Below are 23,604 nucleotides of genomic sequence, written 5' to 3' on the forward strand. Positions count from 1 at the left end.
TCGCTCCAGGAGATGAATAGACGCCGATGTGTACGCCCGTGGCTTTATTCCCCTGCCTACCTGTGACTCCCCTAACGTCCGAGTTATGTGGACCGTGCATGGGATGATCGATTAACTAGGCGAGGGAGGGGCAGCAGATGACGGAGCTTGCGGTCAGGGGCGATCACCAGCGGGCGGTGGAGGCGCTCCGGAGGTCCTACGCGGCGATCCCGGCGGGCACGCCGGTGCGGCTGGCGAAGCGGACCTCCAACCTGTTCCGGTGGCGCGACCCCTCGGAGGCTCCCGGGCTGGACGTGTCCGGGTTCGACAAGGTTTTGACCGTCGACGCGGACGAGCGGACCGCCCAGGTCCAGGGCATGACGACCTACGAGGACCTGGTCGACGCGACGCTCCCGCACGGGCTGATGCCGACCGTCGTCCCGCAGCTGAAGACCATCACGCTGGGCGGCGCCGTGACCGGGCTCGGCATCGAGTCGACGTCGTTCCGGGACGGGCTGCCGCACGAGGGCGTCCTGGAGTTGGAGGTCCTCACCGGTGACGGGCAGGTCATCACCGCGACCCGCGACAATGAGCACGCCGACCTGTTCTACGGTTTCCCGAACTCCTACGGAACGCTCGGCTACAGCCTGCGGTTGAAGATCGAGCTGCGTCCCGTCCGCCCGTACGTCCGCCTCCGCCATCTGCGGTTCGGCGACGCGGCGGAGTTGGCCCGCGTCATGAGCGAGATCACCGAGACCGGGACGTTCGAGGGCGAGTCCGTCGACTTCATGGACGGCGCGGTCTTCGGCGCGAACGAGCAGTACATCACGCTCGGCTTCTTCGCCGATTCGGCGCCCTACACGTCCGACTACACCGGCCAGGGCATTTACTACCGGTCGATCCAGGAACGGTCGGTCGACTTCCTGACGATCCGCGACTACATCTGGCGCTGGGACACCGACTGGTTCTGGTGCTCGGGCGCGTTCGGCGTTCAGAACGCGGCCGTCCGGCGTCTCTGGCCGGACAAGTACAAGCGCTCCGACGTGTACCGCAAACTGGTCGCCTACGACCGTCGGTACCACATCGTCGCTCGCGTGGAGCGTTGGCGCGGCCTGCGCCCGCGCGAGGACGTCATCCAGGACATCGAGGTGCCGACCGAGCGGCTCCCGGAGTTCCTGGAGTTCTTCCACGACAAGGTGGGCATGAGCCCCATCTGGCTGTGCCCGCTGCGCGCGAAGGAGCGGTGGCCGCTGTACCCGCTGGACGTCGGCCGCTCCTACGTGAACGTGGGGTTCTGGGGGACGGTGCGGATCCCGCCCGGCCAGATCCCCGAGTACCACAACCGGCTCATCGAGCGGAAGGTCGCGGCGCTCGACGGCCACAAGTCCCTCTATTCCACCGCCTTCTACGGCCGGGACGAGTTCTGGCGGTACTACGACGGTGAGACCTATAGGCGGCTCAAGGGGACGTACGACCCCGGCGAGCGGCTACTGGACCTCTACGACAAGTGCGTGCGCGGACGCTGACCAAGCGCCCGCCGGATCGGGGGAGCCCGCCGCCGGTGGCCACCGCCGCCCGGCCCGGGACGGAGAGACAGGAGGAAGAAGATGACGCTGGCCAAGGTCTTCCAGCGGCTGGCCGGGGCTGAGGCGCCAGTGGAGTTCACGGCGTACGACGGTTCACGGGCGGGGGTTCCCGGCGCCGACATCCGGTTCGACGTGCGCTCGCCCTACGCGGTGTCGTACCTGCTGCACTCGCCGGGGGCGCTCGGACTCGCCCGCGCCTACGTCACCGGCATGATCGACGTCAACGGCGACATGATCACCGCGCTGACGACGATGCAGCAGGTGCTGAGCGACGTGACGGCGGCCGACAAGGCGCGCATCGCCGGTGCCGTGATGGGCGACCCGCTGCTGCGCGGCGCGATCTCGCGCCGGCTGGACCCGCCGCCGCAGGAGGCGCCGTTCAGCCGGATCCCGTCGTGGCTGCGGCACTCCAAGAGGCGTGACGCGCGGGCGATCTCCCATCACTACGACGTGTCCAACACCTTCTACGAGTGGGTGCTCGGCCCCTCCATGGCCTACACGTGCGCGTGCTACCCGCGTGAGGACGCGACCTTGGAGGAGGCGCAGTGGGCCAAGCACGACCTCGTCGCCAGGAAGATCGCGCTGCAGCCGGGGATGCGGCTGCTGGACGTCGGCTGCGGCTGGGGCGGCATGGTGATGCACGCCGCGAAGGAGTACGGCGTCAAGGCGCTCGGCGTCACGCTGTCCAAGCAGCAGGCCGAGTGGGCGCAGAAGGCGATCGCCGACCGGGGCCTGTCCGACCTCGCGGAGGTCCGGCACATGGACTACCGCGACGTGACCGAGACCGGCTTCGACGCGATCAGCTCCATCGGCCTCACCGAGCACATCGGGAAGGCGAACCTGCCGGCCTACTTCTCGTTCCTGTACGGCAAGCTGAAGAAGGGCGGGCGGATGTTGAACCACACCATCACCCGTCCGGACAACACGGCGCCGTCCCGCAAGGAGAACGGGTTCATCAACCGGTACGTGTTCCCGGACGGTGAGCTGGAGGGCCCCGGCTACGTCCAGATGCAGATGAACGACGCCGGGTTCGAGATCCGCCACCAGGAGAACCTGCGCGAGCACTACGCGCGGACGCTCACCGCCTGGTGCGAGAACCTCGACGAGCACTGGGACGAGGCGGTCGCCGAGGTCGGCGAGGGCACCGCCCGCGTGTGGCGCGTCTACATGGCCGGGTGCGTGCTCGGATTCCGGCAGAACTGGATCCAGCTGCACCAGACGCTGGGCGTGAAGCTCGACGACGACGGCGACAGCCACATGCCGCTGCGTCCCGACTGGGGATCGTGAGGGCGGGCGCTCCCGCATCAGTGACGGGCCGGCCGGAACGTTCCGGCCGGCCCGTCGCCGTTCAGCCCGCGCGCTCTCCCGCACCGCGCCGCTGAGGACGTAGGTGCCGTAGAGCTCCTGGACGTCCAGCAGGGGCGGATGCCTTCTCCTCGGCGGGGTCAGACGGCGAAGAGAAGGGCGGCGCTGGCGAGCACGATCACGGCGGTCGCGAAGTGGATGCCGAAGGCGACCGCCCTGGTGCCGCCGTTGCGCAGCACGATGAGGGTGTCACCGAGCGGCGCGACGGTCGCGACCAGCATGTACCACGCGGCGGCATGGGCACCCGCGAAGACGATCAAAGCCAGGCCGATCAGGCCGAGCGTGAGGTCGCGCAGCCCTTTGATCTCCAGGTAGGCGGCGTCGCCGTCCGGCTTCGCGGGGACGCCGTATCCGGCGGCCGCCGCCTGGGGCGCGGTGAGGAAACGGGCGCCGATGAAGACGACGAAGAGGACGAGCACGACGGCGAGGCCGTAGGCGACGGGAACGAGCATCAATATCTCCAATTTCTAGCACTGCTAGGAACAGGATCGACGCTAGCATAGCGAGGAAAGAAGTTCTAGCGCTGCTAGGATTCAGCCATGACGATCCAGGGACGCCGGGAGCGCGAGCGCGCCGAACGGGAACGACTGATCATCTCGGCGGCGCGGGAGCTGGCCGAGACCGAGGGCTGGGACGCGGTGACGACCCGCCGCCTCGCCGCGGAGATCGAGTACAGCCAGCCCGTCCTCTACAGCCACTTCAAGAGCAAGGACGCCATCATGGCGGCCGTCGCCGTCGAGGGCTTCGCCGAGCTCGCCGCCGCGCTGCGGGCGGCGCGCGCCTCGTCCACCGACCCGGCGCGGGTCCTCGCCGGGGTCGCCAGGGCCTACGCGGATTTCGCCGAGCGCAGGCCCGCCCTCTACGACGCGATGTTCACCCTGGCCGTCGACCTGCCGTTCGCGAGCCCCGAGGCGCCCGAAGCCCTGCAGGCCGGCTTCGGCGAGATACGCGAGGCCGTCCGGCCCTTCGCGGGCGGGGACGACCTGGAGGCGCTCACCGAGACGTTCTGGAGCGGCCTGCACGGCCTCCTGACCCTGATGCGCAACCGACGCCTGCGCCGCGAGGAGCACGACGTGCGCCTCGCGGTCCTGCTCCGGCGCTTCTCGGCCTGACGGGCCGACCGTCAGCCGTCGTCGCCGCGGCCCACGGTCATGGCCTTGATGAGGCCCTCCGAGGTGAACGCGACCGTCACCCGGGCGCCGTCGGGCGCGGTGCCGTCGACGGTGTCGGCGGACATCCTGATCCGGAAGCCGTGCCCTTCCAGGAACCCGAGGACGACGCGGCGGGGATCGCCGGGGAAGACCTCGGCGGCCGTCATCAGCACCCGCGGCGCGGTGATCGGGTCGAACCCGGCCGCGGGGAGCGAGGGGTCGTCGAGATGGAAGTAGAACGAGCCCTGCCCGTCGTTCACGCGGCAGCTGTGGACGCCGTTGCCGCCGAGCACCGCGGCGGCCGCGATGGCCATGGTGGTCGCCGCCTGATGGGGGTTCGGGAACCCCGACAGGTCGAGACCGCCGGACAAGAGTTCCGGGATCTCCTGCCGCTCGCCGTAGCCGCGGACGGCGCGCAGCGGGGCGATGGCGGGCGAGTCCTGGTCGAAGTGCGGGTTGTCCCACGCCCACTTCCACGTCCGGCTGACGTGGGAGTAGCTCCCGAGGAACGTCATGCCGTGGAAGGTGCGGCCGCCCGTGCTGAGGGTCCGCTCGTCGAGGTCGAAGGAGGTGTAGCCCTCCCCGAGTGCCTTGATGAGGACGTCCTGGCGGTGGATCGCGGCGGCCGAGCCGTAGGCGCCGAACGCCTCGAACTCGGGGCTGTAGACGCTGAGGCCCGTGAGGAACTCGGACCAGAACCTGGCGCCGCGCCCGTCACCCCGGCCGCGGTGGATGTCGCGCAGGCGGTGCGCGGCGCTCTCGGAGCCGACCTCCAGCACCGCCCGGCGGAACCAGGCGACGGCCGCGTCCTCGTCCCCGGCTTCGGCGAAGTGCACGCCGAGGCAGAGAGCGGCTCTGGGGTGCCGGAGATCGGCGGCTCGCCGCCACGCCTCCAGCTGCCCGGCCTTGTCGCCCCGGTCCTCGCGCACGAACCCGAGGTTGAACGCGGCGCCGCCGTTCCCGCGTTCGGCGGCGCGGGAGTACCAGGTCTCGGCGGCGTCGAGGTCGCCCTTCCCGTCGTTGTCGTACAGGCGGCCGATGTTGAAGGCGGCCTGGTCGGCTCCGAGGTCCCATGCCCGGCGGTAGAGGCGCATCGCCTCGTCCCGGTTCCCGTCGTTCTCGGCGAGGACGCCGAGGTTCAGCGGGCCGCCGGAGTGGCCGCCCTCCGCGGCCTGCCGGTACCACCGCTCGGCCGCGGCCCGGTCGCCCGCCTGCTCGGCGGCGTGGCCGGCCTCGAAGGCGCTCGGGGCGTACCCCTGGCCGGCCGCCCGCCGCCACCACTCCAGCGCCCGGTCGTCTTCGCCCCGGCCGGACGCGAGCATGCCGAGCTCGTGGGCGCCCCCCGGGTGGCCCGCCTCGAACGCCCGCCGGAACAGGTCCTCCGCGTCGTCCGGGTGCCCGGCCTTCTGCGCCTCCAGACCATCCTCGTACAGGTCGATCGATTCCGCCGGGTATCCGCTCATGGGCGCGCGCCTCCGCTCGAATGGGTCACAGACCTAGAGATCGACGCCTCCCGCCCGCGCCGGGTTCCCCGCGAGTGGCGGAATGCATGGACGGGAGGGGCCACGGGTGGTAAGCCCGGGTTTGACGGGCGGGCGTCGCGGCGCCCACGGAGCCGCTGGAGTCCTCATGGAACACGACTACGTCATCGTCGGAGCCGGGTCCGCGGGCTGCGCCCTGGCCGCGCGGCTCTCCGAGGACGCCTCCGTGACCGTCGCGCTCCTGGAGGCCGGCGGCCCGGACGACAAGGGCGAGATCCACATCCCGGCGGCGTTCCCGAAGCTGTTCAAGACCGAGTGCGACTGGGACTACAGCACGGCTCCCCAGGCCGGGCTGGACGGGCGCGAGCTGTACTGGCCGCGGGGCAGGATGCTCGGCGGCTCCTCCTCGCTCAACGCGATGATGTGGGTGCGCGGCCATTACGACGACTACGACGACTGGGACATCCCGGGCTGGTCGTACGAGGACGTCGTCCCGTACTTCAAGCGCGTCGAGGGGCGCGCCGGCAGCAACGCCGGCGACGTGTACGGGACGTCCGGCCCCGTCACGATCTCCGAGCAGCGCAGCCCCAACCCGACGACCCGCGCGTTCCTCGACGCGTGCGCCGCGGCCGGCCTGAAGCGGCGGCCCGAGCTGAACGGCCCGTCCAACGAGGGCTACGCGCTCACCCCCGTGAGCCAGAAGCGCGGCAGGCGGTGCAGCGCCGCGGACGCGTACCTGCGTCCCGCCCGCAAGCGCCCGAACCTCACCGTCGTCACGGGTGCGCAGGTGACGCGAATCCTCGTCGAGGACGGGCGCGCGACCGGCGTCGAGTACGGCGGGGAGCGCGTCACGGCCCGCCGCGAGGTCGTGCTGTCGGCGGGCGCGGTCGGGTCGCCGCACCTGCTCATGCTGTCCGGCATCGGCGATCCGGAGCAGCTGCGGAGCGCCGGCGTCGAGCCCGTCGCGGAGAGCCCGGGCGTCGGGCGGCACCTCCAGGACCACCTGTCGGTCGCCGTCCTGCGGCACTGCCCCGAGAAGATCACGCTCGCGGACGCCGGGTCGCTGCGCGACGTCGCCCGCTACCTGATCGCGCGGCGCGGGCCGCTGACGTCCAACGTCGGGGAGGCGGTCGTGTTCACCAAGAGCGATCCCTCCCTGCACGCGCCGGACCTCGAACTGATCTTCGCGCCGGTCCCGTACATCGCGCACGGGCTCACCCCGCCGGCCGAGCACGGCGTGACGGTCGGCGTCGTCCTGCTCCAGCCGGAGTCGGCCGGGCACATCGCGCTCGCCTCCGCCGACCCCGCCGCGCCGCCGGTGATCGACCCGGCCTACCTGTCCCGCGATGACGACCTGCGCCGCCTCATGGTCGGCGTCCGGCGCGCCGAGGAGCTGCTCGCCGCCGACGCGCTGAAGCCCTATGCCGCCGACCCCATGGAGCCCTACACGGGCGCGGAGGACGAGGAGGCGCTGGCCCGCTACGTCCGGGGGCACGCCGAGACGCTGTACCACCCGACCGGTACCTGCCGGATGGGGACGGGCGCCGACTGCGTCGTCGACCCTGACCTGCGCGTCCGCGGCGTCGAGGGGCTCCGGGTGGCCGACGTGTCCGTCCTGCCGCAGATCACCCGCGGGCACACCAACGCCCCCGCGATCATGATCGGGGAGAAGGCGGCCGACCTGATCAGGCGGACAGCCACCTGACGACGCGCGCGTTCACCTCGGCCGGGGCGTCCACCTGGAGGAAGTGGCCGGCGTCCGGGACGAGGGCGGCCTCCGACCCCGGCGGGAGCGCCGCCCGGACGGCGTCCAGATCCACCAGGTCCGCTCCGATGCAGCCGTCCTCCGCCCCGTGCAGGTACAGGACGGGACGCTCGCCCACCTCGGTCGCCGCCCGCTGCTCGGCCGCGTACCGGTCGACGAGCCGGGACGGGTCGAGCATGGCGCGGTAGTACCCGATGGCCGCCGCGATGTTGGCGGGCGTGCGCAGGCAGTCCATGGCGCGGTCGACGTCCGCGGACCGGTCCCGGCCGTCGTCGGGGGACCAGTCGCGCCACAACCCCTCGACGAACGCGCGGTTCAGCGCGGCCTCCGCGAGCGGCGTCTGGAACACGAAGATGTAGAACGACCGCCTGAGCTGCTCGTAGTCGAGGAACGCGTTCGCCATCACCGAGACGGGCGGGACGGACATCACGACGGCCTTGCGCCAGCGGTCCGGGGCCGCGTTCACGGCGCCGTAGGTGGCGAACGCGCCCCAGTCGTGGCCGATGACGACCGCGTCGGAGCCGCCGCCGAGGGCCTCGTGCAGGGCGACGGCGTCGGCGGCGAGGGCGCCGCTCTGGTAGGCGCCGTCCTCCGGGACGGATGTCGGGGCGTAGCCGCGCATGAACGGCGCCACGGCCCGGTACCCCGCGGCGGCCAGGTCCGGCATGAGGTGCCGCCAGGAGTGCGCCGAATCGGGGAAGCCGTGCAGGAGCAGCGCCAGCGGTCCGTCCTGCGGACCCGCCGCGAGGTATCCGAAGTCGAGCCCGTTCGCCGTGACAGATCCGGTCGTGATGTCGCCCATGTCCGCCTCCTCGGTTCGCGGCGAACGGTACCGGGGGTCCGGAGGGCGATGGGTATCGGAGTGGTCATTCTTCGGATACCGGCGTCTGATTATCTATTTACAGCGGAATCCGTAGTCACTTAGCATCAATGCAACTGGATCGATCGCAGCAAGGGAAGCGTGATGACGGAGCCGGACGTGACTGGCCAGCGGCACGACGCGATGCAGAAGGCGGCGCGCGACCACCTGTGGATGCACTTCGCGCGCCACTCGGCCTCCCAGGGCGGCGACGAGATCCCGGTGATCGTCCGCGGTGAGGGGCCCTACATCTACGACTCGGCGGGCCGGCGCTACCTCGACGGGCTGTCCGGGCTGTTCACCGTCCAGGCCGGCCACGGGCGCGAGGAACTGGCGCAGGCCGCCGCCAAGCAGGCCGCCGAGCTGGGATTCTTCCCGCTGTGGTCGTACGCGCACCCGAAGGCCGTCGAGCTGGCCGAGCGCCTCGCCGGCCTCGCGCCCGGCGACCTGAACCGCGCGTTCTTCACCGCCGGCGGCGGCGACGCCGTCGAGAGCGCGTGGAAGCTCGCCAAGCACTACTTCAAGCTCACCGGCAGGCCGGGCAAGCACAAGGTGATCAGCCGCGCGGTCGCCTACCACGGCACCCCGCACGGCGCGCTGTCGATCACCGGGCTGCCCGAGCTGAAGGCCCCGTACGAGCCGCTCGTGCCGAGCGGGTTCCGGGTGCCGAACACCAACATCTACCGGGCCGCCGAGCATCGCGACGACCCGGAGGCGTTCGGCCGGTGGGCCGCGGACCGGATCGAGGAGGCCATCGAGTTCGAGGGCCCCGATACCGTCGCCGCCGTGTTCCTGGAGCCCGTGCAGAACGCCGGCGGCTGCTTTCCGCCGCCGCCCGGGTACTTCCAGCGCGTCCGGGAGATCTGCGACCGGCACGACGTCCTGCTGGTGTCGGACGAGGTCATCTGCGCGTTCGGGCGTCTCGGCGCGATGTTCGGCGCGGAGCGGTTCGGCTACACGCCCGACATCATCACGTTCGCCAAGGGCGTCACCTCGGGGTACGCGCCGCTCGGCGGGATGCTGGTGGCCGACCGGCTCTTCGAGCCGTTCAAGAGCGGGGCGGAGATGTTCGCGCACGGCTACACCTTCGGCGGGCACCCGGTGTCGGCGGCGGTCGCCCTGGCCAACCTCGACCTGTTCGAGCGCGAGGACCTCAACGGGCACGTCCGGCGGCACCGGGACGCCTTCCGCGGCACGCTGGAACGGCTCCGCGACCTGCCGATCGTCGGGGACGTCCGCGGCGACGGCTACTTCTACGGCATCGAGCTCGTGAAGGACCAGGACACGCGCGAGACGTTCGACGACGAGGAGTCCGAGCGGCTGCTGCGCGGGTTCCTCGACAAGGCGCTATACGAGGCGGGCCTGTACTGCCGCGCCGACGACCGCGGTGACCCGGTCGTCCAGCTGGCGCCGCCGCTGATCTGCGACCAGGGGCATTTCGAGGAGATCGAGCAGATCCTCCGTTCCGTCCTCAAGGAGGCATGGACCCAAATTTGAGCAGGATGTCCGGGCTCGGCCGTGCGCCGGGCCCGGGACCGCTACTGTGAGGCGTGTCACCGTCCCGATCAGTGTGCGCTTGCGGCTTTACTTTGAGAGGCTGCCTGTAAACCGAATCGGGTTCGGAAATGACGAGGTGGTGGGCAACGTGCTCAAGGTCGAGGACATCAACCTGACCGATTGGGAGTTCTGGAAGCGGCCGCACGACTACCGGCACGAGGCCTTCAAGGTTCTGCGGCGGCACACGGACCTGGTCCTGTTCGAGGAACCCGACATCGTCATCGCTCCGCAGGGGCCCGGCTACTACGCGCTGACCCGGCACGCCGACGTCGTCGAGGCCTCCCGGCGCCCGCAGGACTTCTGCTCGGGCAGGGGCGCCATCAGCATCCCGGACCTGCCCGGCGACATGCACGAGTACTTCGGCTCGATGATCAGCATGGACGACCCCCGGCACGCCAAGATCCGGCGGATCGTGTCCCGGGCGTTCTCCCCGCGGATGATCCAGCGGTTCGAGGACCAGGTCGAGGCGGTCGCGGGCCAGATCATCGAGAGCGTCGCGACCGGCGGCGGCACCGGGGACTTCGTCGCCGACGTCGCCGCCCGGCTCCCGCTGAAGATCATCTGCGACATGATGGGCATCGCCGAGGAGCAGTACACGACCGTCCTGGACGCCACCAACGTCATCCTCGCGGGCAACGACGCGGAGTTCATCCCGTCCGACGACCCCGAGAAGCTCGCGATGGCGCTGCTCGGCGCGGGCGAGACGCTGAAGGGCCTGGTCGAGGAGCTCGGCCGCAGGCGCCGCGCCGAACCCACCGACGACCTGACGTCCGCCCTGGTCAACGCCAACATCGACGGCGAGTCGCTGACCGACCAGGAGCTCGGCTCGTTCTTCATCCTGCTCGTCGTCGCCGGGAACGAGACCACCCGCAACGCCATCGCGCACGGCCTCGACCTGTTCACTCGCAACCCCGACCAGCGGGCCCTGCTCACCGAGGACTTCGAGGCCCGCGTCCCGGGCGCGGTCGAGGAGATCGTCCGGTACGTGTCGCCGGTCATCTGGATGCGCCGCACCGCGACCCGCGACACCACGCTGAACGAGCACGAGATCAAGGAGGGCGACAAGCTCATCCTCTACTACTGGTCGGCCAACCGCGACGAGTCGGTCTTCACCGACCCGGAGAGGTTCGACATCCTGCGCGACCCGAACCCGCACGTCGGCTTCGGCGGACCCGGGCCGCACTTCTGCCTCGGCGCCCACCTGGCCAGGCGCGAGATCACCGTGATGTTCCGCGAGCTGCTGCGCCGGACGCCGGCCATCCGGGCGTCCGGCGACCCCGACCGGCTGGAGTCCAACTTCATCAACGGGATCAAGCGCCTGCCCTACTCGATCTGACCTCGCCGGCAGGCGCGCGTCCTGCCCGGGGCCTCGGCCCGTGCCGAGGCCCCGGGGCGGTGCCCGCTAGCGCAGCTCGCGCTTGAGGATCTTGCCGGTGGCGGTCATCGGCAGCTCGTCGCGGAACTCGACGATCCGCGGGTACTTGTAGCTGGCGAACTGCTCCTTGCCCCACGCGACCAGCTCGTCCTCGGTCACGGTGGCGCCCGGCGTCCGGATCACGTACGCCTTGACCTCCTCGCCGTGCGAGGGGTGCGCCACGCCCACGACCGCCGCCAGCGAGACCTCCGGGTGGGTCATCAAGACCTCTTCCAGCTCCCGCGGGTACACGTTGTACCCGCCCCGGATGATCATGTCCTTGGAGCGGTCGATGATGGAGTAGTAGCCGTCCTCGTCCCGGCGGGCCACGTCACCGGTCCGGAACCAGCCGTCCTTGATGGACGCCCCGGTCGCCTCAGGCCGGTTGTAGTAGCCCTTCATGATGTTGTGGCCCCGGATGGCGATCTCGCCGGGCCCCTCGCCCTCGATCTCCTTCCAGTCGTCGTCGATCAGCTTCATCTCCACGCCCCAGACGGGCAGGCCGATCGAGCCCGGCTTGGTCGGGCGGTCCGGGCGGTTGAACGAGGCCACCGGCGACGTCTCCGACAGGCCGTAGCCCTCCAGGACGTCCACGTCGAACTTCTTCTTGATCCCCTTAAGGACCTCCATCGGCAGCGCCGACCCGCCCGACACCGCCACCCGCAGGTTCTCCCGGATCGTCGCGATGTCCTCCTCCGACGTCTCGTCGGTCAGCAGCCCCCAGTACATCGTCGGGACGCCCGCGAAGATGTTGACCTTCTCCTTGACCATCAGCTCGACGGCCTGCTTCGCGTCGAACCGCGCCTGCATGACGAGCGTCGCGCGCCGGTAGAGACCGACGTTCATCACGCACGTCTGCCCGAAGATGTGGAAGAGCGGCAGCGTCACCAGCGACGTGTCGTGCAGGGTCCGGTAGAAGAGCGTGTCGTCCACCATGGTGTTCATCAGCAGGTTGCTGTGCGTGAGCTCGGCGCCCTTCGGCTGGCCGGTCGTCCCGCTGGTGTAGATGATGACGGCGGTGTCGTCCGGCTCCGTCCGCGCCGTGTCGAACGTGCCGGGCTTCCCGGCGAGCGCCGCCCAGAACAGCTCGGCGCCCTCGATCGGGGACTCGGCGGCGGACGGGTCGGCCGGCAGCAGGAAGAAGTGCTCGCACCCCTCGGCCTGCTCGAAGCCCGCGTGCCCCATCTCGCCGAGCGGCAGTTCCGGCGTCCCCTCGAAGCAGAAGAACGCCTTCGCGTCGGAATCGCCCAGGTGATAGGCGATCTCCCGGGGCTTGAGCAGGACGTTCAGCGGGACGACCACCGCGCCCGCCTTGAGCGCCCCGAAGTAGACCATCGGGAAGTACGGGAGGTTCGGGCTGGACAGGGCCACCTTGTCGCCCGGCTTGATGCCGCGCTCCCGCAGCAGGTTCGCGACCTGGTTCGCGACCGATTCGAGGAACGAGTAGGAGAGCCGGAGATCGCCGAACACGACCGCGTCGCGGTCGGGCGTTTCCCTGGCGGCGTCCTCCAGCAGCACGGACAGGTTGAGCATGGCACTCCTCGCGCGGAAAGGTGACCGGCCGGTTAGTTACCGACGAGTCTATGAACCGTTCCGCGATCCTGCCGCACCGGACACCGATACGATGTGCCGTTTCATCGAGAAAGGCTGCGGGATCTTGATCATCTTCGGCTGGCGGGTGGTCTTCTTCACCCTCACCCGGGGCGTCTTCCACTGCCCCGACTGCGGCGGCGACCGCGAATACCGGCGCCGGCAGGGACGCAACTTCTTCACGCTGTTCTTCATCCCGGTCATCCCGCTGACCAAGGCGGGCGGCGAATTCGTCGAATGCGACACGTGCCACGGGCGCTGGAACACCGGCGTCCTGAACGTGCCGACGACCGCGCAGCTCGCCCAGATGCCCGCGATGCTGCTGCGCATGGCCATCGCGCAGGTGCTGCGCTCCGGCGACTACACCGACGCGGCCGCGCGCACCCGAGCGGTCGCCGTCGTCCAGCAGGCGGGGGACACCGGCTACGGCGACGCCGCGCTGACGGCCGACCTCGGCCGCCCCTTCGACGAGGTCCGCGTCGAGATGGCCCGCGCCGCCTCGGCCCTCGCCCCCGAGGCCCGGGAGAGCATCCTGCGCGCCGCCGCCGAGATCGCCCTGGTCGACGGCCCGCTGACCGCCTCCGAGGAGGAGACCCTCGCCGCCGTCGGCGCCGACCTGGAGCTGACGCGCGTCCAGGTGACCGGCGTGGTCTCCATGGCCCGCCAGCAGTCCGGACACTGATTCCCGGCGGGAGGGCTTGCGGCTGCGCTACTCTTGATGTATGTCAGCCAGGCTGCTCCTCGAAGGACCACGTTGACGATCTGACGTCAGCGTGGTGGCCCCTCCTTGCGAGGGGCCGTTTCATGTCGGCGGACGGCCACGACCCAGATAGCAGGAAAGCGGAGTCTGAAGCGTGAGCAGCGACGAGCACTACGATCCACGGGCGGTTCAGGACAAGTGGCAGGCCCGCTGGGCGGAGCTCGACCCGTTCCGGGCGGACGAGGAGGACCCCGTCCGGGAGCGCCGCTACGCCCTGGACATGTTCCCCTACCCCAGCGGTGACCTGCACATGGGGCACGCGGAGGCGTTCGGCATCGGCGACGTCCCCGCCCGCTACTGGTTCCAGCGCGGCTACAACGTCCTGCACCCGATCGGCTGGGACTCCTTCGGCCTGCCCGCCGAGAACGCCGCCATCAAGCGCGACTCGCACCCCGCCGAGTGGACCTACGCCAACATCGAGACGCAGGCCGCCTCGTTCCGCCGCTACGCCCCGTCCTTCGACTGGACACGGCGCCTGCACACCTCCGACCCCGAGTACTACAAGTGGACGCAGTGGCTGTTCCTGCGCTTCTACGACCGGGGCCTGGCCTACCGCAAGGGCGGGCACGTCAACTGGTGCCCGAAGGACCAGACCGTCCTGGCCAACGAGCAGGTCGTCGGCGGGCACTGCGAGCGCTGCGGCGCGCTGGTCGAGAAGCGCGTGCTGACCCAGTGGTACTTCAAGATCACCGAGTACGCGGACCGGCTGCTGGACGACATGGCGCAGCTGGAGGGCAAGTGGCCCGAGCGCGTCCTGCTGATGCAGCGCAACTGGATCGGCCGCTCCACCGGCGCCGACGTCGACTTCGTCATCGAGGGGCGCGACGAGCCCGTCACCGTCTACACCACCCGCCCCGACACGCTGTTCGGCGCCACCTTCATGGTGGTCGCCGCCGACGCCGAGCTGGCCGAGGAGATCTGCCACCCCGACCACCGGGCCGCGTTCGAGGCCTACCGCGAGGAGGTCTCCCGCGAGAGCGAGATCGAACGGCTGTCCACCGAGCGTGAGAAGACCGGCGTGTTCCTGGGCCGCTACGCGGTCAACCCGGTCAACGGCGAGCGGCTGCCGGTCTGGGCGTCCGACTACGTGCTGGCCGAATACGGCCACGGCGCGATCATGGCCGTCCCGGCGCACGACCAGCGCGACCTGGCCTTCGCGCTGAAGTTCGGCCTGCCCGTCCGCGTCGTCGTCGACACCGGCCTGCCCGACCCGGCCGAGACGGGCGTCGCCACCCCCGGCGACGGCGCCGTCGTCAACTCCGGCCCGATCGACGGGCTGACCAAGGCCGACGCCATCACCCGCATCACCGAGATCCTGGAGGAGCGCGGCACCGGCCGCGCGTCGGTGAACTTCCGGTTGCGCGACTGGCTGGTGTCCCGGCAGCGGTTCTGGGGCTGCCCCATCCCGATCATCCACTGTCCGTCATGCGGCGAGGTCCCGGTCCCGGACGACCAGCTGCCGGTGAAGCTGCCCGAGGGCCTGCGCGGCGCCGACCTGGCGCCCAAGGGCACCTCGCCGCTGGCCGCCGCGACCGACTGGGTGAACGTCGAGTGCCCCAAGTGCGGCGGCGCCGCCACCCGCGACACCGACACCATGGACACCTTCGTCGACTCGTCCTGGTACTACTTCCGGTACTGCTCGCCGGGCTACGAGGGCGGCCCGTTCGACGTCGAGCAGGTCCGCAAGTGGATGCCGGTCGACCAGTACACCGGCGGGGTCGAGCACGCCATCCTGCACCTGCTGTACAGCCGGTTCTTCACCAAGGTCCTGCACGACATGGGCATGGTCGACTTCACCGAGCCGTTCACCCGGCTGCTGAACCAGGGCCAGGTGATCAACCAGGGCAAGGCGATGTCCAAGACGCTGGGCAACGGCGTCGACCTGGGTGAGCAGATCTCCGAGTTCGGCGTGGACGTCGTCCGGCTGGCGATCCTGTTCTCCGGCCCGCCCGAGGAGGACATCGACTGGGCGGACGTGTCACCGCACGGCATGTCGAAGTTCCTGTCGCGCGTCCACCGCATCGCCTCGGAGGTGACCTCCGCGCCGGGCGTCGACGTCACCTCCGGCGGCACCGCCCTGCGGCGCGTCACCGCCCGCACCGTCGACGAGGTCACCACCCTGGTCGAGACGCAGCGGTTCAACGTGGCGATCGCGCGGATCATGGAGCTGGTCACCGCGACCCGCAAGGCCATCGACTCCGGCCCCGGCGCCGCCGATCCGGCCGTCCGCGAGGCCGCGGAGACGATCGCGGTCCTGCTGTCGCTGTTCGCGCCCTACACGGCCGACGAGGCGTGGGAGCAGCTGGGGCGCACCGCCCCGGTGATCCGCGCGGGCTGGCCGTCCGCCGACCCCGCCCTGCTGGTGGAGGAGTCGGTCACCTGCGTCGTCCAGGTGGCCGGCAAGGTCCGCGACCGCCTGGAGGTGCCGCCCGGCATCGCCGAGGAGGAGCTGGAGCGGCAGGCGCTGGCCTCGGTCAAGGTCCAGGACGCCCTGGGCGGCGCCGACATCGTCAAGATCATCGTCCGCGCCCCCAAGATCGTCAACATCGTCCCGAAGCGCTAGACGAAGCGGCCGCCGGACCTCCGGCGGCCGCTCTCCGTCACATCTTGCGGAGGACCGCCACGACCCGTCCGAGCACGGACGCCTCGTCGCCGGGGATCGGCTCGTAGGCGGAGTTCTGCGGCAGCAGCCAGATGTGGCCGTCGTCGCGGCGCTTGAACGTCTTCACCGTGGCCTCGCCGTCGATCATGGCCGCCACGATGTCGCCCTGCTCGGCGACCGGCTGCTGCCGGACGACGACCCAGTCACCGTCCGCGATCGCGGCGTCGATCATCGAGTCACCGGTGACCTTCAACAGGAAGTGGGTGCCCTCACCGACGAGCTGCTTGGGCAGCGTGAACACGTCCTCGACGGCCTCCTCGGCGAGGATCGGCCCACCTGCGGCGATGCGCCCGACCAGCGGCACGTACGCGGGCGCGGGCTGCGCCGGGGCCGGCTCGTAGGGCTCCTCGTCCGTCCGCACCGGCGTCGCCCCCGGCACCCGCACCTCGACGGCGCGCGGCCGGTTGGGGTCGCGGCGCAGGAAGCCCTTGCGCTGGAGCGCCCGGAGCTGGTGCGACACGCTGGAGGTGCTGGTGAGCCCGACGGCCTCGCCGATCTCGCGCATCGAGGGCGGGTACCCCCGGCGCTGCACCGAGTCGCGGATCACCTCCAGCACCATGCGCTGCCGCTGGGTCAGGCCCGTCTCGTCCATCGGCCCGTCGGGCAGCTCCCGGACCTTGCTCATCGCTAGTCGCCTCCCGGGCGCCTCGATCCGTCACTCCTTGTCATGGCACGCTACCGCGTCCAGGCCTAATGATCAAACAATTGTTCGAAGAGGCGCTCGCTTTTTTCCGGCACCCCCTGATAGAACATCGTACAGACGTTCGATCGAAAATGCATTCGACGTCATGGAGGGGAGAGATGTCTGGTTCACCCCACAGTGACCGAGCCCCGATCCGCCTGACCCGCCGAGGCCGCGCCGTAGTGATCGGCTTCGCCGCCACGGTGACCCTCGTCCTGCTCTGGCTCACCGTTGGCCCCGGCGCCTTCGCCGGCTCCCGAGAAGACAGCGAAAAGCCCGGCCCGACACGAACGGTGGTCGTAGAACCCGGCGAAACCCTCTGGGACATAGCCTCCGCCGCCGACCCCGACAACGACCCCCGCGTGGTGGTCCAACGCATCATCGACCTCAACGGCCTGTCCGGCGACCCCACCGTCCACCCAGGCCAAGAACTACACCTCCCCACCAGCTGACCCCGCCACGTCGGGTGACCCCATCCCTCGCTGGCAACGCCTTGTGCCGCCGGCCGCTCGCCGTCCCCGCCGCACCCCCCAGAAGTGAACCGCCCGCGCACACGCGCACCCGCTCGACCGGCGCCGCCTCGCCCCCGCCCCGCCTCCACTTCTCCTGGCTACCCCTACCGCTTGCGCGCCGCACAACGGTCAGTGACGGCCGCACCGCCTGAACGCGCTCGGGACGCCGCCGGGCTCGAAAGCTGGGCTCAGGGTCGCTGTCTGTGAACCGCCCGCCAGTCCGGCCATCTACGCCAGCCGTCCGTGGGTGGCGCACCGAGGCCGCGGGGGTGTTGAGCGGGCGGCGCGTACGGGGGCTCGCGGTGGGTAGTGCTGAGGGCCGGGCCGTGGGGGACGTGGGGTGGCCTCAGGTGGCAGATGGACGGCCGGAGGGGTGGTGGAGGAAGGGGGCGTGAGGCTTCCGGGCGGGCGGGGGATTAGAGGGGTTTGTGACGGTGAGGTGGGGGTTTGGGGACGGGGGGTGACGACACGCCCGGCGGGAAAAAGGGGAGGTCGGAGGTGACCTGCGCGGACGTGGCGGATGGGGCTCGGGAGGCGCCGGATCAGGTTGCGAACGCCTGCGGCGAGCCGTACGGTTGACCACAACATCTAGTAGTCACATCGATGTAGTTACCTATATATGGCACTCACATCGGTGTAACTCGTTTACGTCAGGGGAGGGATGCAACGTGCACTGCCCGTTCTGTCGCAACCCTGACACCAAAGTGATCGACAGCCGTTCGACCGACGACGGGGGCGCCATTCGGCGTCGCCGGTCGTGCTCGGAATGCGGCAAGCGATTCACGACGCAGGAGAATGTGCTCGTGATGGTGGCCAAGCGCAGTGGGGTCACCGAGCCGTTCTCCAGAGAAAAGATCATCGCCGGGGTGCGCAGGGCCTGCCAGGGCCGCCCGGTCGACGAGGATGCGCTCGCGAAGCTGGGGCAGCGGGTCGAAGAGGAGATCAGGTCCTCCGGCTCCGCGGAAATCCCCTCGCACGAGATCGGCCTCGCCATCCTGGGGCCGCTCGGCGAACTCGATGAGGTCGCCTATCTGCGATTCGCCTCGGTCTACCGGAGCTTCGAATCGCTGGACGACTTCGCCAAGGAGATCGAGACACTGCGGAAGGCCTCCTCGGGGGAGCCCGGCCCGTCCCGGTAGGGGACGGGCCCGGAAACACACAGCAGCACACGTAGAAGGCGCCTCCGGGCGGGCATGGCCCGCGCGGCGGCGGGGTTGTTCCTGGACAGGGCCCGGCGGGAGGGCCCGAGAGGGGGAAGGTCATGACGGAGACGGTGAGCGGCTCGGCGGCACGGCGCGGCAAGGGGGGCCGCAAAGGGCTGAAGGTCGAGCGCATTTTCACCACGCCCGGCGTGCATCCGTACGACGAGCTGCGCTGGGAACGTCGTGACGTCGTCATGACCAACTGGCGGGACGGCTCGGTGAACTTCGAGCAGCGCGGCGTCGAGTTCCCCGACTTCTGGTCGCTGAACGCCGTCAACATCGTCACGTCCAAGTACTTCCGCGGCGCCGTCGGCACGCCGCAGCGGGAATGGAGCCTGAAGCAGCTCGTCGACCGCGTCGTCCGGATGTACGTGGAGACGGGTCTGCAGGAGGGCTATTTCGCGTCCGAGCAGGACGCCGAGATCTTCGACCACGAGCTGAAGTACGCCCTCGTCCACCAGCTGTTCAGCTTCAACTCCCCGGTGTGGTTCAACGTCGGCACGAAGTCCCCGCAGCAGGTAAGCGCCTGCCTGCCCTATGCGTCGCTGGTGAGCACGCCCGCAGGCCTGATTCCGATCGGCAGGCTCGTCGAGGACGACATGGTTGGCACCAAGGTTTATGACGCCTCTGGGCTGACACGTATCGTCGCCACCAAGGCCAACGGTCGCAAGGATGTCCTGCGGATCCACACGAAGGCCGGTTACAGGCTGGACGTCACCGCCGACCACCTCGTCTGGAAGGCGACCGGCGACGGCACGGGCAGCTTCGTCCGGGCTGGCGAGCTCAAGACCGGTGACCTGCTCGAATGGCACCGGCGGGACGCCTTCGGCGACGCGGAGATCTCGCCTCGCGAGATGTCGGAGGCCGCGCTCGCGGGCTGGCTGCAGTCCGACGGGTTCGTGGGCCGCTACGAGACCGGGACAAACCGGTCGCTGACCATCGAGGCCATGACGGTGACCGACGCGGAACTGGAGTGGGTCGGCCGTCACCTGAACGCGGTGTTCCCCGGTGTCCACCGCCACGAGCGCGCCGTCGAGACACAGGACGCCGACCTCGACTGCCGCCGTACCCGGCTCTACGGCAAGGCCCTGGAGGAGTACGTCGGCGAATGGGGGCTTCTGGCCCGGGGTGTCGACATGGTCGTCCCAGAGCGGCTCTTCACGGCATCGCTGCCCACTGTCGCCTGCTATCTGCGCAGCATCTTCCAGGCCGAAGGGTTCGTGTCCGAGCGCGAGTCGTCCACGGTCGTCGAGGTCGACATGATCTCTGAGCAGCTCATCCGGGGGATGCAGCGGCTCCTGCTGCGCTTCGGCATCTTCTCCCGCGTGGGCGTCAAGAAGCCGAACCGCCCGGAACAGAAGCCGTGCTGGACGCTGCGCATCCAGAACGCCGGGGATCGCCGGATCTTCGCGGACGAGATCGGCTTCATCGATCCCGTCAAGGCGCTCAAGCTGGACAAGGGGTTCGAGAAGCCGGGACGTCCCGCCAAGCCCACCAAGCGGCTGGAGATCGCGAACATCGAGCAACTCGGCACCATGGAGGTCTACGACATTCAGACCGAGAGCGGTGAGTTCCTCAGCGACAACATCCGGGTGCACAACTGCTTCATCCTGTCGGTGGACGACACGATGGAGTCGATTCTCGACTGGTACAAGGAAGAGGGCGTCATCTTCAAGGGCGGTTCCGGGGCCGGCCTGAACCTCTCCCGCATCCGGTCCAGCAAGGAGCTGCTCTCCTCCGGCGGGACGGCCAGCGGCCCGGTGTCGTTCATGCGCGGCGCCGACGCGTCCGCGGGGACGATCAAGTCGGGCGGCGCGACCCGCCGGGCCGCCAAGATGGTCGTCCTGGACGTCGACCACCCCGACATCGAGGAGTTCATCGAGACCAAGGCGCGCGAGGAGGACAAGATCCGCGCGCTGCGGGACGCCGGGTTCGACATGGACCTCGGCGGCAAGGACATCGGCAGCGTCCAGTACCAGAACGCCAACAACTCCGTCCGGGTGTCGGACGAGTTCATGCACGCCGTCGAGTCGGACGGCGAGTTCGGGCTGCGCGCCCGGATGACCGGCGAGGTCGTCGACACCGTCAAGGCCAAGGACCTGTTCCGGCTGATGGCCAAGGCGGCGTGGGAGTGCGCCGACCCGGGCATCCAGTACGACGACACGATCAACGACTGGCACACCAACCCCGAGACCGGGCGCATCACCGCGTCCAACCCGTGCTCGGAGTACATGAGCCTGGACAACTCGTCCTGCAACCTCGCCAGCATCAACCTGCTGAAGTTCCTCACCGACGCGGGCACGTTCGACGTCGCGAAGTTCGTGAAGCTCACCGAGCTGATCATCACGGCGATGGACATCTCCATCACCTTCGCCGACTTCCCGACGGAGAAGATCGCGCAGACGACCCGCGACTACCGCCAGCTCGGCATCGGCTACGCCAACCTCGGGGCGCTGCTCATGGCGACCGGGCACGCCTACGACTCCGAGGGCGGGCGGTCCCTCGCGGCGGCGGTCACGTCGCTGATGACGGGCGTCGCGTACCGGCGCTCGGCGGAGATCGCCGGCGTGGTCGGGCCGTACGCGGGGTACGCGCGCAACGCCGAGGCGCACAAGCGCGTCATGCGCAAGCACGCCGCCGCCAACGACGGCATCCGGACGCTGGACGCGATGGACAAGGCGATCCACGCCGCCGCCGCCAAGCAGTGGGCCGACTGCCTGAAGTCCGGCGAGAAGCACGGCTACCGCAACGCCCAGGCCAGCCTGCTCGCCCCGACCGGGACGATCGGGCTGATGATGGACTGCGACACGACCGGCATCGAGCCGGACCTCGCGCTGATGAAGTTCAAGAAGCTCGTCGGCGGCGGGTCCATGCAGATCGTCAACCACACGGTGCCGCGGGCGCTGGAGAAGCTCGGCTACCAGCAGGAGCAGATCGAGGCGATCGTCGAGTACATCGCCGAGCACGGCCACGTCGTGGACGCCCCCGGCCTGCGTCCCGAGCACTACGAGGTGTTCGACTGCGCGATGGGCGAGCGGGCGATCAGCCCGATGGGGCACGTCCGGATGATGGCGGCCGTCCAGCCGTTCCTGTCCGGCGCGATCTCCAAGACCGTCAACATGCCGGAGCAGGCCACCATCGAGGACATCGAGAAGGTGTACTTCGAGGGCTGGCGGCTCGGGCTGAAGGCGCTGGCGATCTACCGCGACAACTGCAAGGTCGGCCAGCCGCTGTCCGCCGCGGGCAAGAAGGCCGAGTCCGCGGAGGCGCCGGCCGAGGTGGTCGCCCGTCCCGTCCGCAAGCGGCTGCCGAAGCAGCGTCCGGCGACGGTCACGCGCTTCTCCGTCGCGGGCGCCGAGGGGTACATGACGGCGTCCTCCTACCCGGACGACGGCGTCGGCGAGGTCTTCCTCAAGCTCGGCAAGCAGGGCTCCACGCTCGCCGGCGTGATGGACGCCTTCTCCATGGCGATCTCCATCAGCCTGCAGTACGGCGTCCCGCTGGAGACGTGGGTGGAGAAGTTCACCAACATGCGGTTCGAGCCGGCGGGCATGACCGACGACCCCGACATCCGCATGGCGACCTCGGTGATGGACTACATCTTCCGCCGGCTGGCGCTGGACCACCTGCCGTACGAGGAGCGCGCGGGCCTCGGCATCTTCACCGCCGAGGAGCGCGCGATGCAGGCCAACGGCGAGGACCCGGCAGCCCTGCACGCCGAGGACGAGGTCGACCACGAGTCGCTGGCGCAGTCCGCCGAGATCGCCCGTCCGGCGGCGCCCGCCCCGGCCCCGGCCGCCGAGGCGCACTCGTCGATGGAGGTCATCGAGAGCCGCCAGGGCCGCACCGCCGACGCGCCGCTCTGCCTCACCTGCGGGACGAAGATGCGCCCCGCGGGCAGCTGCTACGTCTGCGAGGGCTGCGGCTCCACCAGCGGCTGCAGCTGACGGAGAACGCCCGGCTCGGGTGAACTGCCGGAGTGAAGAGGGGAACCGGCCACGGTCGGTTCCCCTTCGGCATGTCAGAGTTGGTCGTTCCGGCGTGGCCGTTGAAGATGCCGCTGAAGACTAGGATCGGGTCATGCCCTTGACGGTGGACGACGTCGACCGGTTCGAGTCGGCGAGGCCCCGCCTTGAGGCCATCGCCTACCGTCTCCTCGGCTCCGCGCATGAGGCACAGGACGCCGTGCAGGAGACGTTCCTGCGCTGGCAGGCCGCCGACATCGGCGCCATCGAGGTCCCCGAGGCCTGGCTGACGAAGGTACTCACCAACCTGTGCCTCAACCAGCTCGCCTCCGCGCGGGCGCGCCGGGAGACCTACGTGGGGCGATGGCTCCCCGAGCCGCTGCTCGCGGGGGACCCGATGCTCGGTCCGGCCGACACCGCCGAGCAGCGCGAATCGGTGTCGTACGCCGTCCTCACCCTCATGGAGCGCCTGCCCCCGGCCGAGCGCGCCGTCTACGTGCTGAGGCAGGCCTTCGACTACCCGCACCGGGAGATCGCCGAGATCCTCGACATCACCGAGGCCGCCAGCCAGCAGATGTTCCACCGTGCCAAGAAGCACGTCGCGTCCGGCAGGGCCCGCAACGACATCGACGGGGCCGCCGCTCGCCGGATCGTCGAGGAGTTCCTCTCGGCCGCCGCCAGCGGGCGGACCGAGGAGCTGGTCCGCCTGCTCACCGGGGACGCCGTCTCCATGGGCGACGGCGGAGGGAAGGTCCCGGCGCGCACGAAGGCGTTCGAGGGAGCGGCCTCGGTCGCGAAGTTCCTGCTGGCCCTCTTCAGGTCCGACGAGGCGACGCGCGCCGTCGTCGGCGGCACGTCCGACGTCTACGCGTGGGTCGCCAACGGCGAGCCCGCGGCCGTGGCCGTCGTGGACGGCCGGGTCGTCGGCATCCTCTGCCTGGAGGTCACCGCCGACGGCATCACCGCCTGCCGTACCCAGGCGAACCCCGACAAGCTCGAACGCGCGACCGCGCAATGGGCGGCGGCCGACCATGGGGAACCCCTGCTCAGAGTGTGACGCGCGTCATACCCGTT

17 protein-coding genes are annotated in these 23,604 nt (G+C 70.1%); 12 read left to right on the top strand and 5 right to left on the bottom strand.

The window, feature by feature from the left end:
- Positions 1-137: 137 nt before the first annotated feature.
- Together ABGB11_RS28875 and ABGB11_RS28880 are read left to right on the top strand one after the other, a co-directional pair.
- On the top strand, positions 138-1,505 hold the full coding sequence (locus ABGB11_RS28875) for an FAD-binding oxidoreductase (RefSeq protein ID WP_347637780.1): 1,368 nt from the start codon (positions 138-140) through the stop codon (positions 1,503-1,505).
- Between the two features lie 81 nt (positions 1,506-1,586).
- Positions 1,587-2,852: a class I SAM-dependent methyltransferase gene (locus tag ABGB11_RS28880; RefSeq protein WP_347637782.1), complete on the top strand. Its 1,266-nt coding sequence runs from the start codon at positions 1,587-1,589 to the stop codon at positions 2,850-2,852.
- 158 nt (positions 2,853-3,010) lie between these two features.
- Here the strand turns inward: ABGB11_RS28880 and ABGB11_RS28885 are convergent, their stop codons facing one another.
- Entirely contained in the window at positions 3,011-3,382 is a 372-nt protein-coding gene (locus tag ABGB11_RS28885; RefSeq protein ID WP_347637784.1) for a DUF4267 domain-containing protein, read from the bottom strand.
- Positions 3,383-3,469: 87 nt separating this feature from the next.
- Between ABGB11_RS28885 and ABGB11_RS28890 the strand changes: the two genes are divergently transcribed.
- Complete coding sequence (locus ABGB11_RS28890) at positions 3,470-4,042, top strand: TetR/AcrR family transcriptional regulator (protein ID WP_347637785.1); 573 nt, start codon at positions 3,470-3,472, stop codon at positions 4,040-4,042.
- 11 nt (positions 4,043-4,053) lie between these two features.
- Here the strand turns inward: ABGB11_RS28890 and ABGB11_RS28895 are convergent, their stop codons facing one another.
- On the bottom strand, positions 4,054-5,544 hold the full coding sequence (locus ABGB11_RS28895) for a tetratricopeptide repeat protein (protein ID WP_347637787.1): 1,491 nt from the start codon (positions 5,542-5,544) through the stop codon (positions 4,054-4,056).
- 166 nt (positions 5,545-5,710) lie between these two features.
- Here ABGB11_RS28895 and ABGB11_RS28900 point away from each other — a divergent pair, with 166 nt between their 5' ends.
- Complete coding sequence (locus ABGB11_RS28900) at positions 5,711-7,267, top strand: GMC family oxidoreductase N-terminal domain-containing protein (RefSeq protein WP_347637789.1); 1,557 nt, start codon at positions 5,711-5,713, stop codon at positions 7,265-7,267.
- Here the strand turns inward: ABGB11_RS28900 and ABGB11_RS28905 are convergent.
- Positions 7,248-8,129 (bottom strand): alpha/beta hydrolase, encoded by an 882-nt coding sequence (locus tag ABGB11_RS28905; protein WP_347637791.1) that lies wholly within the window; start codon positions 8,127-8,129, stop codon positions 7,248-7,250. The two genes, ABGB11_RS28900 and ABGB11_RS28905, sit on opposite strands and share 20 nt — an antisense overlap.
- 177 nt (positions 8,130-8,306) lie before the next feature.
- Here ABGB11_RS28905 and ABGB11_RS28910 point away from each other — a divergent pair, with 177 nt between their 5' ends.
- Both ABGB11_RS28910 and ABGB11_RS28915 read left to right on the top strand, forming a co-directional pair.
- Complete coding sequence (locus tag ABGB11_RS28910; RefSeq protein ID WP_347637793.1) at positions 8,307-9,683, top strand: aspartate aminotransferase family protein; 1,377 nt, start codon at positions 8,307-8,309, stop codon at positions 9,681-9,683.
- 148 nt (positions 9,684-9,831) lie between these two features.
- Positions 9,832-11,079 (top strand): cytochrome P450, encoded by a 1,248-nt coding sequence (locus ABGB11_RS28915; RefSeq protein WP_347637999.1) that lies wholly within the window; start codon positions 9,832-9,834, stop codon positions 11,077-11,079.
- Between the two features lie 66 nt (positions 11,080-11,145).
- On the opposite strand, the gene ABGB11_RS28920 is transcribed toward ABGB11_RS28915, so the two are convergent.
- Positions 11,146-12,690, bottom strand: a complete 1,545-nt coding sequence (locus ABGB11_RS28920; RefSeq protein ID WP_347637797.1) for a long-chain fatty acid--CoA ligase — start codon at positions 12,688-12,690, stop codon at positions 11,146-11,148.
- Positions 12,691-12,781: 91 nt separating this feature from the next.
- Between ABGB11_RS28920 and ABGB11_RS28925 the strand changes: the two genes are divergently transcribed.
- Both ABGB11_RS28925 and leuS read left to right on the top strand, forming a co-directional pair.
- Positions 12,782-13,429: a hypothetical protein gene (locus ABGB11_RS28925; protein WP_347637799.1), complete on the top strand. Its 648-nt coding sequence runs from the start codon at positions 12,782-12,784 to the stop codon at positions 13,427-13,429.
- A 172-nt stretch (positions 13,430-13,601) separates the two neighbouring features.
- Complete coding sequence (gene leuS, locus ABGB11_RS28930) at positions 13,602-16,070, top strand: leucine--tRNA ligase (protein WP_347637801.1); 2,469 nt, start codon at positions 13,602-13,604, stop codon at positions 16,068-16,070.
- Between the two features lie 37 nt (positions 16,071-16,107).
- Here the strand turns inward: leuS and lexA are convergent, their stop codons facing one another.
- Entirely contained in the window at positions 16,108-16,794 is a 687-nt protein-coding gene (lexA, locus tag ABGB11_RS28935) for a transcriptional repressor LexA (protein ID WP_347637803.1), read from the bottom strand.
- 239 nt (positions 16,795-17,033) lie between these two features.
- On the opposite strand from lexA, the gene ABGB11_RS28940 reads away from it, so the two are divergent.
- The 4 genes from ABGB11_RS28940 to sigJ all read left to right on the top strand — a co-directional run bounded on the left by ABGB11_RS28940 (position 17,034) and on the right by sigJ (position 23,587).
- Positions 17,034-17,303: a LysM domain-containing protein gene (locus ABGB11_RS28940; protein ID WP_347637805.1), complete on the top strand. Its 270-nt coding sequence runs from the start codon at positions 17,034-17,036 to the stop codon at positions 17,301-17,303.
- A gap of 728 nt (positions 17,304-18,031) precedes the next feature.
- A complete protein-coding gene (nrdR, locus tag ABGB11_RS28945) occupies positions 18,032-18,502 on the top strand; it encodes a transcriptional regulator NrdR (protein WP_075024362.1) in 471 nt (156 codons plus the stop codon).
- A gap of 122 nt (positions 18,503-18,624) precedes the next feature.
- Positions 18,625-22,512, top strand: a complete 3,888-nt coding sequence (locus tag ABGB11_RS28950) for a vitamin B12-dependent ribonucleotide reductase (RefSeq protein ID WP_347637807.1) — start codon at positions 18,625-18,627, stop codon at positions 22,510-22,512.
- A gap of 133 nt (positions 22,513-22,645) precedes the next feature.
- Positions 22,646-23,587: an RNA polymerase sigma factor SigJ gene (gene sigJ, locus ABGB11_RS28955; protein WP_347637809.1), complete on the top strand. Its 942-nt coding sequence runs from the start codon at positions 22,646-22,648 to the stop codon at positions 23,585-23,587.
- Positions 23,588-23,604: the final 17 nt, after the last annotated feature.

It is taken from the genome of Actinomadura sp. B10D3, from assembly GCF_039871695.1.
Taxonomy (GTDB): Bacteria; Actinomycetota; Actinomycetes; order Streptosporangiales; family Streptosporangiaceae; genus Spirillospora; species Spirillospora madurae.

Bases quoted from the DNA above. Each gene is read 5' to 3' on its own strand.
- lexA (WP_347637803.1), bottom strand. From the start codon at position 16,794: ATGAGCAAGGTCCGGGAGCTGCCCGACGGGCCGATGGACGAGACGGGC.
- ABGB11_RS28900 (WP_347637789.1), top strand. From the start codon at position 5,711: ATGGAACACGACTACGTCATCGTCGGAGCCGGGTCCGCGGGCTGCGCC.
- ABGB11_RS28950 (WP_347637807.1), top strand. From the start codon at position 18,625: ATGACGGAGACGGTGAGCGGCTCGGCGGCACGGCGCGGCAAGGGGGGC.
- ABGB11_RS28880 (WP_347637782.1), top strand. From the start codon at position 1,587: ATGACGCTGGCCAAGGTCTTCCAGCGGCTGGCCGGGGCTGAGGCGCCA.
- ABGB11_RS28875 (WP_347637780.1), top strand. From the start codon at position 138: ATGACGGAGCTTGCGGTCAGGGGCGATCACCAGCGGGCGGTGGAGGCG.
- ABGB11_RS28895 (WP_347637787.1), bottom strand. From the start codon at position 5,544: ATGAGCGGATACCCGGCGGAATCGATCGACCTGTACGAGGATGGTCTG.
- ABGB11_RS28920 (WP_347637797.1), bottom strand. From the start codon at position 12,690: ATGCTCAACCTGTCCGTGCTGCTGGAGGACGCCGCCAGGGAAACGCCC.
- ABGB11_RS28885 (WP_347637784.1), bottom strand. From the start codon at position 3,382: ATGCTCGTTCCCGTCGCCTACGGCCTCGCCGTCGTGCTCGTCCTCTTC.
- ABGB11_RS28925 (WP_347637799.1), top strand. From the start codon at position 12,782: ATGTGCCGTTTCATCGAGAAAGGCTGCGGGATCTTGATCATCTTCGGC.
- ABGB11_RS28905 (WP_347637791.1), bottom strand. From the start codon at position 8,129: ATGGGCGACATCACGACCGGATCTGTCACGGCGAACGGGCTCGACTTC.
- sigJ (WP_347637809.1), top strand. From the start codon at position 22,646: ATGCCCTTGACGGTGGACGACGTCGACCGGTTCGAGTCGGCGAGGCCC.
- ABGB11_RS28890 (WP_347637785.1), top strand. From the start codon at position 3,470: ATGACGATCCAGGGACGCCGGGAGCGCGAGCGCGCCGAACGGGAACGA.